We start from the raw sequence: 18005 nt of genomic DNA, 5'->3' as shown, positions 1-18005 counted from the left end.
CAAATACCTTGATTATTCGTCTCTCGCATTATTTTTTCAAAAATATTACACCTTCTTGATGAGTGACCGATACATGAGGAATAGGAAGTAAGGCGCTCCGATCAGCATGATGATAAGGCCTGAAGGTATTTCCTTTGGCGCCATCACCGTTCTTCCGAGCGTATCGGCGATAACCAGCAATAACCCGCCGAGCAGTCCCGACAATACAATCGAGCGTCTCGTATGATGCCCGATCATCATCCGCACCGCATGCGGCGCCATTAGGCCGAGGAATCCAATCGTTCCTACGCTCGCAACTGCACCGGCTGCAAGCAGCACGCCGATGATCATCGCCCAAAGCCGCGTTCCCCGAACCGGCAGGCCGAAGCCCGTTGAGCTTTCGTCGCCGAAAGCGAGCAGATCAAATTTTCTGCCCAAGTAATACGCAACCGGCACAAGGATAAGAAGAAAAATAAAAATGCTGTTAAACTGGTTCCAGCCTCGTCCGTAGGTCGTGCCGGTTATCCAGACGAAGGCAGTGCTGCTCCAAAGACTCGCCTTAACGATCAATGCTTGTATCCCCGCCGAGCCGATCGCCGACACCGCGATTCCGAGTAAAATAAGAACCGATGGGTTCAGTGATTTGCGCCAAGCCAGGAAAAATACAAAAGCGGCAGCTATAATACCGCCCGCAACAGCAGCAATCGGAAGAACAAAAATCGGCAGGGTCGGCCATAGAACCAGCACGACTAACGCGCCAAAGCCCGCGCCCGAGGTAACCCCAATGATAGAGGCGTCCGCAAGCGGATTCCGGACAGCGCTTTGGATGAGAACACCGCTGATAGCCAGCGCAATTCCGCCTCCTGCAGCGACGAGCGTACGGGGCAGACGCAAATTCAGCAGAACGGAGTAAGATGAATCTCCTGCTCCCACGAGACTGCTAAGCAAATCAGCGATTGGAATTTTCGTCCCGCCAAGCGACAGGCTGATAATGATGATGACGGCTAACAGCACCGTCATAAAAACAGCGGTCGGAACGAAGCGCATGCGAAGCACGACGCCCCCAACGTTCATCGAGGACTGCCCCGTACCGGAACCGGAGATATGCTTCATTTTGCTAATCACCAGCCATATGAGCCAAGGCGCGCCAATGATCGCCATCACTGCGCCTACCGGCATTTCACCCAAGCTGCTGCGAACCATGCGTGCAAGCAGATCCGCTGCCGTAATAAGCAGCGCTCCCCAAAGCGCGCTAGCAGGAATGAGCAAGCGATGCTTGCGAATACCGGTAAGCCGAACGAGATGCGGAGCTACCAGCCCGACGAAGCCGATCGGTCCAACCACGCTGACCACTATGGCGGCCATGAAGACCGAAAGCGCCAGTCCCGCAGCGCGGGTTAGGCCAACGCGCTGCCCTAACGAGCGCGCGGTCGATTCATCAAGCTCAAGCGCATCGAATTGCCGACCTCCGAATATAGCCACGGCGAGCAGGGCGACGACAAAAGGCCATGCATATTCCACACCGCTCCAATCGAGCTGAATCAAGGTGCCTGAGCCCCATAAAAACAGCGACTGCGTTTCCGTTTCTTTAAAAATATGAATCGCCGACGTAAACGCTCCAAGCACCATCGAGACGATCATACCGGCTAAGGCCAGCCGAACCGGCGTTGCCGCCTTGCCGCCGCCGAGGAAATACGCGGCAAGCGCCGCGAGGAACCCCCCTGCTGCCGCTAATAAAAAAGGAAATTGATCCTGCAGCGCAGGAAATGCAACCATGCCAAGCACGACCATAAAGTAAGCGCCGGCATTAATGCCGAGCGTATCGGATGCAGCGAGCGGATTTCTCGTTATCGTCTGCAGTAACGCGCCAGCCGCCGCAAGCGCGGCCCCGGCAATAATGCCGATAATCGTCCGCGGCATCCGGATATCCCATAGCAGATTATGATCCATCACGTCCTGCCGATGCCATAACCCTTCAAATACGGCGGCTGCCGGAATTTGAGCTTCCCCGAAGCATAGGCTCAGTACGGACAGAACGAAAAGGGCGGCAAGGCCGCCCCCGAATATACCGATCATTCGCCAAATCATTCCCAACGAGGCTTCGTTTTTGCTGCTCTCCATTATGCCGCTCATTTCGTTAACGCGTTCACGACTTGGTCCACGATCACTTTAGAAGAGAGCGGGCCGCCGAACACCCATGTTGTGCCGTCTAATCCGAATGTGCGTTTTTCCTTCACAAAGTTAAGGCCGTTCCATACGGAATTATCCTTTAAGTTGTTCGAGAAAATATCGTCATTGCTTTGAACGATATAAATCAGATTCGTATCCTGTACCGCCGGCAATGCTTCAACCGTCGAGGTTGTAAAGCCGTAAAGCTCGAAGTTCTCCGATTTCCAATCATTTTTGAGGCCGATGCGGTCCAGCGTTTGCACCGCCAAGGAGTTGTTTGTGAACAAGCGCATTGTCGCTGCGTTCTGGTAGCTGAATGCTTGCGTCAGCACGTAGTTCAAGCCTTCCTTGCCGGCTGCAGCCAGCTTCGCTTTCGCATCCGTATAATGCTGATCCAAATCGGCGAGTACTTTATCCGCTTCCGCCGTCTTGCCGACCGCAGCGGCGATCGATTTGAACATGTCTTCCATTTGGCTGTATTGCTCGCCTTGGCCTTCAAGCGGGTAAAGATTAAATATCAGCGTCGGCGCAATGCCCTTCAGCTGTTCGTATATAGCTTCGTGGTTATCCGTATTCGCGATAATCAAATCCGGCTTAAGCGCTGCGATCGTCTCCAGGTTCGGTTCATGACGGAAACCGACGTCAGTAACGCCTGCATCCAAAGGAGCCTCAGAAGTAACCCACAGCTTGTAGTTCTCATTGTCGGCATTACCGATAGGCTGCATGCCTAACGCAATAATATCTTCTGTAAAAGTCCATTCCAATACAACGACCTTCTGGGCCGGCTTATCAAGCTTTACTTCGCCTTTAGCATCCTTCACGACGATCGGGCCGCTTGCCGCTTCGCTGCTTGCGTTTGTCTCGGCCGCATTGCCGCTTTTCCCGCTGCCCACTGCCGTATTATTCGCTTTGCTTGCACCGCAGCCAGCCGCGACCAGCATGATGGCGATGACCATAATCAGACTCATTAAACGTTTATTCATTTCCTCTTACCCCCTATTTTTTTCAAACCCTAACTCACTTTGATTATGTATGATATTCGCTCTCATTTATTTGATAATGATTATCATACTCAACAACAATAGTAATCTTATAATCGTTTTTCCATAATGTCAACATAAAAATGAATATAAATTTTAGGCCGAAGACCGCAGCTATGTTTACAGGAATCGAATATAGCTAGAAAGTAGATCTATTTCTTTCCTTTTCCCTGGTTTTGAGGAAATAGCTCTACTTTATAGACCTCACTCTGCAGCTTCTCTCTTGTAACGCCTAACAAGCCCTCTGTATCCATCCCGCAGATCTAATAGACCTATTTAATCCCACTAATTAAAATGGCACTAAATAGATCTAAAAAATAGATCTACGTTTCCCAATAAACGCCTGCGTGGCGTAAACAGCCATCAAGACAAGCTTGAAATCGTTATCTGCTGCCATATGGGCAGACTGCTTTCGTTAATTTTTGAAAAAGTTAGGCAAATATGCTTTGTTCGCCTCAAGCATCTCCTCAAGCAGCAGCTTCGCGGCAGCAACGCCCGGAACGAGCGGATGATGCACCAGCGCTTGCAGCGCGATGCCTCTGTCTCCGCTAATGGCGGCCTGGATCGTCAGCGATTCGTACGTTTTCACGGCATGCAGAAGTCCTTTAATTTGCTCGGGAACACGCTGCAGCGGAATCGGAATCGGGCCCTGCGCCGTAACGACACAGTTGACCTCAATGCTTGCATCCTCCGGCAGGAAACCGATAATGCCTCCGTTTCTCACGTTCAACGTCTGAATATCCCGCTTATCCGTGTACAGAGCATGCATCAAATTAACAGCTGCCTCGGAATAATAGGCACCGCCGCGCTTCTCCAGCTGCTTAGGCTTCTCTCTTAGATGAACATCCTTGTACAGCTCGAACAATTCCTCCTCCACCCGGCTCACGATATCCGCACGCGTACCGTTTTTACCGAGCGACTCCTTCATATCCGCAAGCATCGCATCCGGCATATAGAAGTATCGAAGATAATAAGTAGGCAGTGCGCCTAACGAGCTAAGAAAATCCGCGTCCCAATCCAAAGCCGCTACGTTCGAAGCTGAATAATCGCGGCCGCCGGCGATCATCTCCTGCAGCTTATCCTCGCCATTCACGTAGGCGGCCGTAATCCAGTGCAAATGGTTGATGCCCACGAACTCAGGCAATACTTCACGTTCGCTGACACCGTATTCCTTGGCAAGAAATTTTTGAAAGTTAATGGGAGAATTACAGAGACCGACCGTCTTCACGCGGCTGTGCTTCTGTACGGCTTCCGTCACAATTCCTGCCGGATTCGTAAAATTAAGCATCCACGCATCCGGCGCCAGCTCTTCAATATCTCTGCAAATGTCAAGAATAACAGGCACCGTTCGCAGTGCCTTGAACATGCCGCCCGGACCCGTCGTCTCCTGTCCGATTACGCCGTGAGAAATCGGGATATGCTCATCGCGGCGCCTTGCTTCGAGCAGACCAACCCGCATTTGCGTCGTTATGAAGTCGGCTCCGGCAATCGCTTCGCGGCGGTCTAACGTCATCTTCACTTCTATGGGCAATCCGGCCTTCTGGACCATCCGCCTCGCAAGCTCGCCGACGATAGCCAGCTTATGGCGGCCCTCCTCGATATCAACGAGCCAAAGCTCGCGGATCGGCATCTCGTCGTATTTTTTGATGAAGCCTTCTACGATCTCGGGCGTGTACGAGGAACCGCCGCCGATAACGGCGACCTTTAATGGGTTTTGGGGCATCATGGGTTGGTGGGCCTCCTTCAAAGTATTCGAGTCTATGAAAAGGTTCAACGCCGACATCAGCGTTTGATTGCTGCCCTGGTATTGAAATAGCGATAGCAACTTTCTCTATTCATCCGGAATTACGCGAAAGGTTATTTTCCTCAATGCAGCGTCCACGTTTGCGTTAATCGCAAAGCCGCTGCTATCCATCGCGCTCATGACCGCTCCGACGACCGGGTCAACCGTTAGCTTTACGGTTTTCGCATAGGGTGCGACCGCTGCGAGCTCCTCCTGAATCGCGTCTACCATATGCGGCGTGCTACCGCGGGACAGCACGCTGCCAGCCAGCACAACGTCAAAATGTTCTTGCTCCATGCCAAGACGCTTGATGAGCGCATTTGCCGCATTCGCGTGCTCTCTGCCAGCCTCCTGCAAAATACGAATCGCCACCGCATCGCCCTGCCCTGCAGCCTCGAACATCACCTTAGCAAGAGCATGGCCTGGCCGTTTGCCGTTATAGAGCGCATCGTCGTACATATCTTGTATCGTATGATAACCAAGCCGCTGCGGCACCAGCTCGCTCAGCAGGGTCGCTTGCTCCCTGCCCTCTGAGGCGCGAATGGCCGTGCGGAAGGCGTGAATGGCCAGATCGGTGCCAGAGCCTTGCCCGTCTCCGAATAAATAGCCAAAGCCTCCATACTGAAGCTCATCTCCATGCGGGCTGCGGGCCGCCGCGTTAAAACCGGTGCCGCTAATGATTACCGCCCCGTACGGCCGGTTTGTTCCGGCACGCATGCCGATCATCGTATCGCACGCGATCGCATGTTTTTTGAAGTCAAGCGAGGCCATCATCGGACGCAAAATCGCATAGTCAGGCTCGCGGTCCGCTCCAGCGAGTCCGAAATAAGCGAACGTCACCTGCTCCTTCGTCACACCCGCTTCGTGCAGCGCTTGCTGACAAGCATCAGCAATACTGCCCCTCGCTGACTCAAACGCTGTCTGGTGATTCCCATTTCCTCCGAGCCCTCTGCCAAGCACATGACCAGTCTCATCTACGAGCAGGGCATGCGTCTTGCTGCCTCCTGCATCTACCCCGAGAAAAATCATAGAGGTCACGCTCCTCATTTTTATTTTCTTATCCTTCAAGAGCAAATGGCTGGAGCCTTCCTTGCGGCTAGGCTCGTTTCACGGCGTAATAGAAGCATGGAATAAGATTCGGATTTATACTTACTTATATTGTGAAATAAAAAACACCGCTCTTCTAATGAAAAAGAACGATGTTCGCATTAATCAGGCAGCAGCCGCTCCCCTTCTGAATATTAGTTTATTTCAGGAGCCTTATGCTAATGCAGCCTTTGAAATTCGGACTGCGAGATCATAATCGCAAAAGCCGGCGGAAGTCGATCCGGCCTTTGCTGATTGGAGAGCATTGTCACATTGAATTTAAAGCGATCGCCGAGGTTTGCGAATGCTGCTATCACAAACTACAGCAGAAGAAGACATATTGACAACATCTGTCAGCACGCGATAAAATATAACCATCGGTTAGTAACCATTGGTTATATTTTAATATAAGGAGGGTTCCCTATCGCTACGAAAAAAGAAATGCGTTCTGAGGAAACGAAACGCTCGATTGTCGCTGCAGCCGAGAAGCTGTTCGGCGACCGCGGCTACGAGTCGGTAACGATTAGAGAAATCGCAAGCGAAGCCGGCTGCTCCCATACGACGATCTATATTTATTTTCAAGATAAGGAAGCCTTGCTTCACGCCCTGTCCACGCAGCCCTTGCAGCAGCTTAAAGCTGAGCTCGACACGATAGCCGATGATGCATTTTTGTCCTCGGACGAGAGGCTTCAACGGTTGAACGAACGGTTTATCCGGTTCTGCTTGAACAACAGGAGCATGTATGCCATTTTTTTCGAGGTGAAATCCGTTCGCGTTGATGAGTTGAATCCTGATCTCGAGATCAACCGCTTACGCAATCAGATGTTCAACATTATTGTGCAGCTGTTGAAAACCAATCTTAATTTACCTGAAGGCGAGCAGCTCCTAAGTTTCTCTCGCATTTATTTCTATATGCTGCGCGGGATTGTCGGCACGTATACCCATTCGGAAGAGACCGTCGATTCGATTATGACCCGCCTCTCCTCCACCTTCGACGATGCTTTTGAGGCGTTGATGTTCGGATTCGGCAAGCAGCTTAGCGAAAGAAGGGTTGAGAATTGACATTCTTATTATTCCTCTTTTTGTTTACCGTCGTATGCGGCTGGCTTGATTCGCGAATAAACACGAAGGAGGCCAAATAGATGATAGCCGGACATTTTGGACTTGCGGCTGCTGTCAAAGCGATGGAACCAAAGGTTCCCTTATGGGCAATAATGGTCAGTACGCAGCTTTTGGATATCGTGTTCATTCCCCTTCTGCTCACAGGCATTGAAACCATAGAACCGAATGAGGAAGCCGGTTATGGCAAAGCTGTCATTCATGCCGACTACACGCATTCCCTCGTTGGAGCACTTCTTATAGCAGCTTTCGCCAGCATCATCGCATGGCGCGTTTGGAACAGACGCAGCGCGATCGTTATTGGCTCGGTAACCTTCAGCCACTGGCTGCTTGATTTGCTTGTGCATCGGAGCGATCTGCCTATTTTGCCCGGGAATAGCGGAGAGTGGCCTCTGCTCGGTCTCCGGCTTTGGGAACATCCGGCCGCTAGCGGCGCCGTTGAGATATCGATTGTTCTTCTTGGTGCTGTGATGTATTTCAGATCGGTCGTCGCAAGATCCGGCGGGCAGACGGTGCATGGGGCTGCGGCTTTAAACCATGCAGGTGCAAGTTTGAAGCGTGCATATTGGACCGGTTCATTGATGGCTGCCCTGCTGGTATTATCATTCGTTACCGATTTTTTTGGATAATGATGAATGCACAACAACAAATAAACCGCCTGGAGCTTGTCCGGGCGGTTTATTTCTAGTTCATGCTAATTTAGATAGGTACGACTATTCCCACTCGATGGTTGCAGGCGGTTTCGATGTAACGTCATAGACGATACGGTTAACGTTGTCTACTTCGTTGACGATGCGCACGGAGATTTTCTCAAGCACATCCCAAGGGATACGCGCCCAGTCCGCTGTCATGCCGTCGATTGAAGTTACAGCGCGGATGCCGACAGTGTACGAATACGTACGGGCATCGCCCATAACGCCTACGCTCTTCATATTCGGTAGCGCAGTGAAGTATTGCCAAATTTCGCGGTCAAGACCGGCTTTTGCAATTTCATCACGAAGGATCGCATCAGATTCGCGGACGATATGGAGCTTGTCCTCCGTTACTTCGCCAAGGACACGGATCGCAAGACCCGGACCCGGGAATGGCTGACGCCATACGATTGCTTCCGGAAGGCCGCATTCTTCGCCGACTTTCCGTACCTCATCCTTGAACAACGCCTTAAGAGGCTCAACGAGCTTGAACTTAATGTCTTCAGGCAAGCCGCCAACGTTATGGTGAGATTTGATCGTTTGTGCCGTAGCTGTACCGCTCTCAACGATATCCGTATAAAGGGTGCCTTGAGCCAAAAATTCAAAGTCATCCAATTTATCCGATTCTTCTTGGAACGAGTATATAAATTCGTTACCGATAATTTTACGTTTTTGCTCAGGATCCTCTACGCCTCTCAGCTTGCTGAGGAAACGCTCTTGCGCATCGATTTTTAGAACCTTCATATCGAATTTGCCGACGAATGTTTCCATAACGCCTTCAGCTTCGCCTTTGCGCAGCATGCCGTGGTCGATAAACATACAAGTAAGCTGATCGCCGATCGCTTTGTGAAGCAGAATCGCCACAACGGAAGAGTCTACGCCGCCGGAAAGCGCGCACAGCACCTTTTTGTCGCCGACTTGGTTACGGATGTCGCGAATCGTATCTTCAATGAACGATTCCATCGTCCAAGTTCCGTCGCAATCGCAAATGTTGTAAAGGAAGTTGCGGATCATCTCGTTACCGAATTCGGAATGGCGAACCTCCGGGTGGAACTGAACCGCATAAAATTGGCGCTCCGGATGGCTCATTGCCGCAACTGGAGCATGCTCCGTGCTAGCGTCAACCTGGAAGCCCGCAGGCAGCTCAACAACGTGGTCGCCATGGCTCATCCAAACCGATTGAACCTTGTCCAGACCAAAGCCGATTTGAGAGCCTTCCACAAATTCAACCTCTGCTTTGCCGTACTCGCGTTTGCCCGCGCGCTCAACCTTGCCTTCGAGCTGGTGCGACATCAGCTGCATGCCGTAGCAAATACCGAAGATAGGTATGTTCAAATCATAAATAGCCGGGTCTACCATTGGTGAGTTTTCTTCATAAACGCTAGCCGGTCCTCCCGAGAATACGATACCCTTCGGCTGTAATTCGCGGATCCGTTCTACCGACGTGTTGTAAGGCAGCAGCTCGCTGTATACGCCCAAATCACGAATACGGCGTGCAATTAGTTGATTGTATTGTCCTCCAAAATCGAGAACAACGATGATTTCATTTTGCTTAGTCATTACCGAGCCTCCCTCAAATTATGTAGTAATTATATATAAGGCGGTTTGAGCGAGTCAAGGCGAATCAGCGTGACAATTCGTAGGAGAAGGTGCAAAGGTCAATTCGAGAGCCGGTAAACCTGCACAAACAGAGGTTTATGTTAAACGCCGGCGCATACCGAATAGACGAAAATAACGAGACGCTTCACGCGATTGAAGCTCGCGGAAAGCGTCTCGGGAGATGTGACAGACTGATGGAATAATACTCTGACCGGCAGACGCTATTTTACAAGAAAAACATCATATCCGGTACCCGTTTGAAGGGCAAGCTTCATAGCGGCTCCTTTACAGGAAAGCTCAATCCAAACCGGCGCCCGTTTACAGGAAAAACTCCATCTAATTTGCTCACAAACAAGTTCGCGCATGATTTATCAGGAATTACTCCCTCTAATTCAACGCATCATCACGTAAAAGGGCTGCTTTCTCCAAATAACATGGAGAAATTCCCGCTAAATGAGACTGTTGAGCGTATAGAGGTAATATTAGCAGGAGCTATTCCTGTTAATCATGCAGCTCGTTTGTATAATTTGGTTGCTGCACGATGTCGGCTCACATAATACATGCAAATTTCTTGGTTCATCCTCCATTGCTATGCGGACAGCGGATGCTCGACGATTGCCCATAGACTGTGGCTAATTGGGAGCTTTGACAGCAGAAGGCCGCTTCGTTTTGTGAGCCGGCTGCTTATCCAGCACACGCAGGACGGTTCGCAGCGCGGCTGGCGTCGGCGCGCCCCGCCATGGTCCCGGAGCACCGAACTGCGCTTCCTCAATCCAGATGGTAAGCTGGCGGAGCGCATCCTGCTGCTCGGCCGCAAGCAACGGTTCGGCGGCAAGCGCGTATTCACGCGCTGTCTGCCCCTGCGCATACTCGCCGAAACGGCGATGCAGCAGCGGCTCAAGCGCCTTGGTGACAGCCATAAAGCTGCTGCGCAGCCGCCCTTCTTCGCCGCGCGGCGCGGTGGTCTGACCGCGGCCGCGCGCTTTGGCGTAGCGCGCGCGGGCATTTGTATCCGTCACAGGCTCATGTGACGGATAGGGCGCGGCTGCGCTAGCATGAGCCGCGCCATATCGGCGCAGCGCCAGCGCAAGGCGGAGCCGCTGACGCTGCGCCGCAGCAATGGCCGCGGCTGCAAGCGCTAGCGCGGCCGCGCCTGCGGCTGCTGCAGCGGCCGGCGATGCCGCCGCTGCGCCTTTGGCGGCGCTCTGCGCCGCATGCGCGAGGGCGTCTGCCCCTCGCGCCACTTCAGAGGCGGCTTGCTCTGCCGCCGCCTCGATCGAAGCGGCGAGGCCTGCAAAGCCCGCCTCGCTAAACCCAAAGGCTTCGCTGCCTACTCCGCTCGCCGAAGCTGCTCCCATTACGGGAGCAGCGAACGCGCCGTCCGCAGTGCCGGCGGACGCGACATTCACGACGCCGCTAAATCCCGGCGTCGGATCGAAGGGCACCCAGCCTGCGCCTGGGAAATAAACCTCAACCCAGGCATGTGCATCGGAGCCTCTAACCTCATAGTCCACCATTTCCAAGCTGTCCGCGCTTAGCGCATCACTCTCTCCAGTTTTCACCGCGCTTAGCGCACCACTGCTCGAGTTCGCCCCATCAGCGCTTCCCGCGCTTAGCGCATCGCTCTCTACAGTATTCACTGCGCCCAGCGCACCACTACCGCCTGAATTTCCAGTTCCTAACGTACCTCCGCTCGTGCTCGCACCCACCGGAGTGCCGGTTGTGAAGCCCTTCACCCATCTGGCCGGGATGCCCTGCGTGCGGAGCAGAACGACCATCGCTGTTGAGAAATGCACGCAGTAGCCTTGGCGCTGCTCGAAGAGAAAATGATCGACGAAGTCGCTGCCTTCCGGCGGCGGCGCACTGCCTTCAAGCGTGTAGGCATAGCTCGTTTTCAAAAAATCCTCAATCGCTTTAACTTGATCATAACGGCTCGTTACGCCGCCGCCCGCCACCTCTGCAGCTAATGCCGTTACTCGGCCGGGCAGCGACTGCGGCAGCTGCAAATAAACCTCAAGCTCCGCTTCCGTTAAACCAGAAGCGGCAGAAGCCTCTGCTTCGGATGCAACCGATCCCTCGCCAGATGCCAGCCCGCCTTTCGAATCGCTGCTCAAAGCGCGCAATTGATTCTCATCCGTTACTGCAAGCACACTTTCCACCGTGTAGCGCTCCACCTTCGCCGTATCCGATTGAGGGTACAAGGAGCTCTGCTCCGCATTGTATACGTAGCTTCCCAGCGTACGGCGGGGATCAGCCGCAACAAGCTCCGTCACGTGACCGAACAAGCCGGATGTAAAGAGCGGCATCCCCGCTGTCGGCTTGGACCATACGACCTTTTGCTGGATGACCGGCCCAAGCTGCTTGTTCCCTGCCGCCATGGCAGCTTCAGTCGATGCCGCTGCATCTGAGCCGCGCACCGGCTGCAGCACCGAGCTGCTGCCTTGATCACTCCAGCCGCGTCCATCATACAGACGCTTGGATTCACCGCGCCAATAGGCTTTTACGGGGGAGCTCCCCGTAAATATGATGCTGTTATCTTTCCGTACCGGCGCACCCAGCTCGCTATCGTCAAAGCCATAGCCTGTGAACGCGCCGCCTAATTGATCGAAGACGGTTTGTCCCATTACGGTGACCGAACCTTGCTGATGACCAAGTGAATTGACGGCTTTCTCAATCCGATCGTTTAAGGATGCTGTCCAGCCCGCGGGCGGCATCGAAGTCTCACGCCCGCCTGCAAACAGCAAGCCGCAGCCGATGATCATCAGCACGACAAAAGCCGAGCCCGCCAGCCAGCGCATATCGAGCCCCTTCAGCTTGCCGGCACCTGTATCAATGATCCGCCCGACACGCGGAACGGAGACAACCGCACCAAGCAGCAGCCCTTCTGCAACCGTCCGCAGCATGCCGTCCATCACATCCATGCCGAGCCATACATGCAGCGTAATTAAATAAACGATGGTTATACATGCGATGCCAAGCGCAGTCTGACGCAGCCATAACAACGCCTGCAGAGCGGGAGCAAGCATCGCCCAGCCGATAAACAGCAGCAGCGTCCGAAGCTCTCCCGACATGGCCCACAGGCCGTTTTCCGCTATCAGCGCAATTTGCTCTTTCAACATAGCCGGAAGTCCGAGAAGCCATTGCAGACTGCTTTGATTAGCGCCTTTATAAAGCCACATGATACTTAATACGCACAATAAAACGTTCATAAACAGTGTAACGGCAAGCGGCAAACGGAACAGACCCGCCAGCATAACGAAGCCAATGACAAGAAGCAGCGGCTCCGGGTTATAAATAACCGACCATTCGCCGGCATTGACCCAAGGCAGCAGCCATTCCGCAAGTAAGCCAAACAGCAGCAAGCTCGTGATCAACCGGTAGCCAAAAGATTCCTCGATAGCTGCGCCTGGCGTAATCTTACCGCCCTCCTGCAGCCCTTTTCCCGTTCTCCCTGCAACGTCGCTTTTATGCAAGCTCATGCGCAGCGCCTCCTTCCTCTGCATAAGGAAGAGTGTCCATCCTGGAAGGAACATGAAGCCACGTCACTTTAACGCCGCCGCTCTCCAGCCACTTCTGCTGCTCGCGCATAGCGAAGGACGGTACGCTGCTGCGTGTAACGATGAATAGCTCCAGCCTGCAGCCTTGCTCTGCGGCATATCCGGCCAGCTCGCCCCAGCTTCGTCCGCCTCTCCAATCGGCGGTGAACGCGAGTATCGTGCAGCCGCGGGTAATCGAATTCACTCCTTTTGCAAGGCTGCCGGCAAGCGAGCCTTTTCCATCCGCACGGAGCAATGCCATGGCATGCAGCATGCCGGATATGCCCGTATACTTATCTCCGTCAAAAGGGGATTGTATAGCCGCCTGATCCTGCCCAAGCAGCAGCGTAACGGCACCGCCGTACGAAACAGCCTGCGTAACCGCAAGCGCCGCCCAGCCGACGCAAGCATCGAACAGCCGATCATCCCTCTCATATGCGGAAGCCAGCGTATCGACGGCTATGACCGTTTTTACGGGCTGCTCCAATGTATGGACCCTCGTCTGCAGGCTGCGACCTTTGGCCGCGCTGCGCCAGTCCAGGTGACGCAGCGAATCTCCCTCTCGGTAAGGACGGCTGTCCGGTCCAATTCCCGCCGCTCTCACCGCTGCTTCGATTTCCGCACGCCCCGCTTCTCCGCGGTGATCCGGAGCTTCGCCCGCCGGCAGTGCAGGCGCTGCTTGAGCAGCAGCCCCTCCTGCGCGTTCTGATTGATAGGGGATGTCCGCCTGCGGAAGTCCCGGCAGCACGACAAACTCCGCCTTGCTCTCGATTCGCTTTTGAATGGCCGTTAAGCCAAGCCAGTCTCCTACCGTAACGGATACATGCCCGAAGGGATGTCTTCCGCGCCGTAATTTGTGCAGTGTATAGCGGAAGGTCATCTCTTTGCCAAGCAAAGGGGTGAACACCGTACGAACGCTTATTCCGCGATTTGCCGCCGAGCTTTCATTTACCGTCTCGTCGTGCACAGCTAACCAGACAAAAGGGACGGGCCAGGAGCGTCTGAGCGTTAAGCATACGGCATGCTGTCCACCCTCACGCGTCACTTCCCCGGACAGCACCCGCACGGCGCTTAAGCCGGACGCAGCCATTATAGGCGCTATACCGCTAACGGCAATAATCATAGTAAGTACCGCCATCATAAACGACTCTACCGCGCCGCCCCGCAGCAGCACGGCAGCCAAGCAGCCTGCCCAGCCCGCCGCGATGACAGCCCATGCGAGCCATCTCGTACGGTACGCTCCGGCAAGAGCCTCATTCTCCGAGTCCGCTTGCCCTGCTTTTTTCACGTGCTTTTCAGCTGCCTGTTGCCCGCCAGTATGCAGATCGCTTGTCCGCTGCTCTCTGCTTCGCGCCTCCTGCGAAGATATCCTTTCGTTCTCATCGGACTCCGGTATTCCGGCTTGCAATATTCCATCCTGAAAAGGTGCTTTCATCGGCGTTTCCCGCTTCCCGCCGCTGCCGGCACCCGGCATTCTCGAATCGTCCGCCTAATGACAGCAGCCGCATCGGCGCCTGACGCGACCGCATTAAAACGAAGCGACAGACGATGCGGCAGCACAGCGTCAGCTGTCGCCAGCAAATCATCAGGAACCGCATAGCCCCGGCCTTCCATGTAAGCATTGGCCTGCGATGCCCGCAGCCAATCGCGCAGCGCGCGCGGACTTAACCCAAGCATGACCTCTGGCGCACGGCGGGTCTCGTCGGCCACCTGCACCATATACTCTAACAGCGTAGGATGCATATGCGTTTGGCGCGCCTCCGCCTGCATCTGCAGCCATTCCTCCACAGCTATGACGGGCCGCAGCCGCTCCGGCTCGATCCGATTACCGCCCGCATATTGCTCAAGCATCCGTTTCTCTTCCGCCAGGCCCGGATAACCGATCGTCAGCCGCATCATAAAACGATCCAGCTGCGCTTCCGGCAGCGTGTTCGTTCCTTCAAAGCTGAGCGGGTTCTGCGTCGCGATCAGCATGAACGGAACCGGCAGCTTGCGGGTCTTACCCTCTACCGTGACACGCCTCTCCTCCATCGCTTCGAGAAGCGCAGACTGCGTGCGCGGCGAAGTCCTGTTAATCTCATCGGCCAGCACCACGTTGCCCATAATCGGACCAGGCCGGTAGACGAGCTCGCTCGTACGGGAATCTAGTACGACACCGCCTACGATATCTGCAGGCAGCATGTCGGACGTAAACTGAATTCTTTTAAAATCTCCGCCGACCGCTCTCGCGAACGCCTGCGCGAGCAGCGTCTTGCCAACGCCGGGCACATCCTCTAACAGCACATGTCCGCCCGCCAGCAGCGCAATTAACGTATTTCGAATAACCTGCTGCTTGCCTAGCAGCACGCTCTCTACCTTTACTAGCAACCGGTGCAGCAGCACCTGCGGCGCTTCCGGCCAATGGCTATCCCGCTCCTCTTTCGCTTCCTCTGAAAATTGGGGAGAAATCATCGTATAAATCGCCTCCTGAAAAATAAATCTATCTATTTTTCAGTGTCCCCAGCTTCCTCTCTCTTTAGACCTGATAGAACCCTTTCCGTTACTCCGTTACCCAAATTTCACGCTGTTGATCGTTATAGACATAGCTTGTAATTTCGATTCCGAATTTTTTCAGCGTCGCACGAACCGGAGCAACGGCCGGCTCTGCCTTCCCGTCAACTGCTTTGCCGGCCGGACTTGGCCCCGGCAGCACCCCGTCTCCGCTCGCATAGACTTTACTCGCGCCATCGTCCAGCTCAGATTCCGGCTTGCCCTCTACCCACTCGGTCAGCTTCAGCAGCGGCACCTCAATGGTGCCCTTGCTTAAACGATATTCGCCAGCTCCAAACACCAGGCTTTCCTGTCCACGGTGCACAATAAGGTCAGGCATGTCTTTTTTCGCTTGTGCGGGCTGAATGGGCTGAACGGGCTGAATGCTTCGGCCCAGCTTTTCCGAGAATTGGACCAGCTTTATCTTCTCCGGCCGCGATACCTGTGCCCTGCTCCACTTCAGCTTTTTAGCGACCTTGAAATGAATAGGCTCTACCTGATCTGTTATGGGAGCAAAAGCGTAGCCTTTGCTCTTATAATATTTAATGATTGCCGGCAGAGCCTTAACCGATTCTGCATGCCCTGCGCTGTCATGAAGCAGCACAATCAGCTTGTCCGCAAGCTTAGAGCCTTTAACCGATGTCAAAATCTCAGAGGCTGGCACGCCTACCCGCTTCGAGTCCCCGCTGTCCACATTCCAGTCATACACCTGATAACCTGCTGCGGCCATCGCATCAAAGTAGCCCTGGTCAAAGTTGCTGTAAGTGCCGCCAGGTGCCCGGAACAGCGTCGTTCTAACGCCGGTCGTGCGAAAAATGGCATCGTCGGTTTTCATCACCTGCGCAGAAAAATCGGAAAAGCTGCCGTATAAAATCTCATATTTATGATTAAACGTATGATTGCCGATCGAATGGCCTTCCGCAACGATTCGCTTGGCAATTTCCGGCTTCTTCAGCACATGCTCCCCGAGCACAAAAAATGTCGCCAAGATGCCTTCCTGCTTTAATATATTAAGCACCTGCTCCGTATTTTCGCTTGGACCGTCATCGAACGTTAAATACAACAGCTTCTGATTCGTCTCCGGCGGTGCTGCGGAAGCCTTCACAGGCTTGTCCAGCTTCAGCCGCTTCCCTTGTTCATAGGATGCCTGCTCAGCCAGTAACGGCTTGGCTTCATAATGAGCAGCGGATGCCGCTGCCCCGCTCGCCTGCACGACCTCAAGCTCTCCCATTGCTCCGCCTTCGTACATAGCAAAACCGCCAAGCTCAAACAAGCCAAACCATACAACCATTGCACAAATCGCCGCCTGCAACAATCGCCGCATCTACTCCGCCACCCTTCTCTACCTTTGAATAGAAACTCTCGTTTATTCTGATAGATTATATGAGCGTCTTTCTAGTAAATAACCCGGATATTCTTTCGTGAATCAAAAAAAGCCAATCACAGCTGCTGCTTATCATGATTGACTTCAGTCTTATTTGTTTTGTCCTCGGATCAATTCTACTTAACTATATTCAAGGTCTCAAACCAATTCCCTGCCGTAAATTCCGTAATGCAGTTATGCAAAATAAAAAATAAAGCGCCCCAGCCGAGACGGCGGGGCGCTTCTATTCTGCCGGCGCTTAAAATGCAGCTACGATCGCGCCTTTATACGTATCCTCTATAAATTTCTTTACTTCCGGCGAACGAAGCGCCGCCGCAAGCTTTTGCATCGCTTCGGAGTCTTTGTTGTCCGGACGAGCCACAAGAATGTTCACATACGGCGAGTCGCTGCCTTCGATAAACAGCGCGTCTTTCGTTGGTACAAGATCGGCTTCAAGCGCATAATTCGTATTGATAAGCGCAAGATCTACCTCGCCCAAGACGCGCGGCAGCGTCGCCGCTTCCACTTCCCTGATATCGAGCTTTTTCGGGTTTTCGGTAATATCTGCAACTGTGCCGTTAACGCCTACGCCGTCCTTCAGCGTCAGCAGGCCGTTCTCTGCCATAAGCGCCAGCGCGCGTCCGCCGTTTGACGGATCGTTCGGAATGACGACTTTCGCGCCTTCCTTCAGCTCTTCGATCTTTGTGATTTTTTTCGAGTAAGCGCCGAACGGCTCGATGTGAATACCTGCCACGCTTACGAGATCATAGCCCTTATCCTTGTTGAATTGCTCTAGATAAGGCATATGCTGAAAGAAATTGGCATCGATCTGTTTTTCATACAGCTGTGTGTTTGGTTGCACATAGTCGTTGAACTCGATGATTTCCAGGTTCACGCCCTGCTCCTTCAGCATCGGCTTAACGACTTCCAACAGCTTCGCATGCGGCACCGGAGATGCTCCTACCTTGAGCGTAACCTCCCCTGATGATTCAGTTCCTGCTTCTGCGCCGTTCGTGTTGCCCTCGGCATTTTTATCTTGTCCGCAAGCGGCTAACGCGAACATCAGCATCATAGCTACGATAATATAGCTTGTCTTTTTCATGTTTATTC

General features: G+C 53.5%; 12 protein-coding genes. 2 read left to right on the top strand and 10 right to left on the bottom strand.

Annotated features, from left to right (window positions below; all coding sequences use genetic code 11):
- Nucleotides 1-45: 45 nt before the first annotated feature.
- From AC0YNZ_RS22700 to AC0YNZ_RS22685, 4 genes are all read right to left on the bottom strand, one after another.
- A complete protein-coding gene (locus AC0YNZ_RS22700; RefSeq protein ID WP_475828775.1) occupies nt 46-2100 on the bottom strand; it encodes an iron ABC transporter permease in 2055 nt (684 codons plus the stop codon).
- Between the two features lie 8 nt (nt 2101-2108).
- On the bottom strand, nt 2109-3131 hold the full coding sequence (locus tag AC0YNZ_RS22695; RefSeq protein WP_475828774.1) for an ABC transporter substrate-binding protein: 1023 nt from the start codon (nt 3129-3131) through the stop codon (nt 2109-2111).
- 472 nt (nt 3132-3603) lie between these two features.
- Entirely contained in the window at nt 3604-4914 is a 1311-nt protein-coding gene (locus AC0YNZ_RS22690; RefSeq protein ID WP_475828773.1) for a 6-phospho-beta-glucosidase, read from the bottom strand.
- A 105-nt stretch (nt 4915-5019) separates the two neighbouring features.
- A complete protein-coding gene (locus AC0YNZ_RS22685; protein ID WP_475828772.1) occupies nt 5020-6000 on the bottom strand; it encodes an N-acetylglucosamine kinase in 981 nt (326 codons plus the stop codon).
- A gap of 498 nt (nt 6001-6498) precedes the next feature.
- Here AC0YNZ_RS22685 and AC0YNZ_RS22680 point away from each other — a divergent pair, with 498 nt between their 5' ends.
- Nucleotides 6499-7119, top strand: coding sequence for a TetR/AcrR family transcriptional regulator (locus AC0YNZ_RS22680; RefSeq protein ID WP_475828771.1), 621 nt, complete (start codon nt 6499-6501; stop codon nt 7117-7119).
- 80 nt (nt 7120-7199) lie between these two features.
- Complete coding sequence (locus AC0YNZ_RS22675; protein ID WP_475828770.1) at nt 7200-7805, top strand: permease; 606 nt, start codon at nt 7200-7202, stop codon at nt 7803-7805.
- 84 nt (nt 7806-7889) lie between these two features.
- Here AC0YNZ_RS22675 and guaA read toward each other — a convergent pair whose 3' ends face one another.
- From guaA to AC0YNZ_RS22645, 6 genes are all read right to left on the bottom strand, one after another.
- Nucleotides 7890-9428 carry a glutamine-hydrolyzing GMP synthase gene (gene guaA, locus AC0YNZ_RS22670; protein WP_110771349.1) on the bottom strand — a complete coding sequence of 513 codons (1539 nt, stop codon included), beginning with the start codon at nt 9426-9428 and terminating at the stop codon, nt 7890-7892.
- 671 nt (nt 9429-10099) lie between these two features.
- Entirely contained in the window at nt 10100-12946 is a 2847-nt protein-coding gene (locus tag AC0YNZ_RS22665) for a transglutaminase domain-containing protein (protein ID WP_475828769.1), read from the bottom strand.
- Nucleotides 12933-14477 carry a DUF58 domain-containing protein gene (locus AC0YNZ_RS22660; protein ID WP_475828768.1) on the bottom strand — a complete coding sequence of 515 codons (1545 nt, stop codon included), beginning with the start codon at nt 14475-14477 and terminating at the stop codon, nt 12933-12935. Before AC0YNZ_RS22660 ends, AC0YNZ_RS22665 begins: the two co-directional genes overlap by 14 nt.
- Nucleotides 14435-15454 (bottom strand): AAA family ATPase, encoded by a 1020-nt coding sequence (locus AC0YNZ_RS22655; RefSeq protein WP_475828767.1) that lies wholly within the window; start codon nt 15452-15454, stop codon nt 14435-14437. The genes AC0YNZ_RS22660 and AC0YNZ_RS22655 overlap by 43 nt, the downstream gene beginning before the upstream one ends.
- Before the next feature lie 88 nt (nt 15455-15542).
- Nucleotides 15543-16856 (bottom strand): polysaccharide deacetylase family protein, encoded by a 1314-nt coding sequence (locus AC0YNZ_RS22650; RefSeq protein ID WP_475828766.1) that lies wholly within the window; start codon nt 16854-16856, stop codon nt 15543-15545.
- 298 nt (nt 16857-17154) lie between these two features.
- On the bottom strand, nt 17155-17997 hold the full coding sequence (locus AC0YNZ_RS22645; protein WP_475828765.1) for a MetQ/NlpA family ABC transporter substrate-binding protein: 843 nt from the start codon (nt 17995-17997) through the stop codon (nt 17155-17157).
- Nucleotides 17998-18005: the final 8 nt, after the last annotated feature.

This window comes from Paenibacillus sp. J2L1-98, from assembly GCF_056269405.1.
This window is presented reverse-complemented; position numbering and strand designations above follow the sequence as displayed.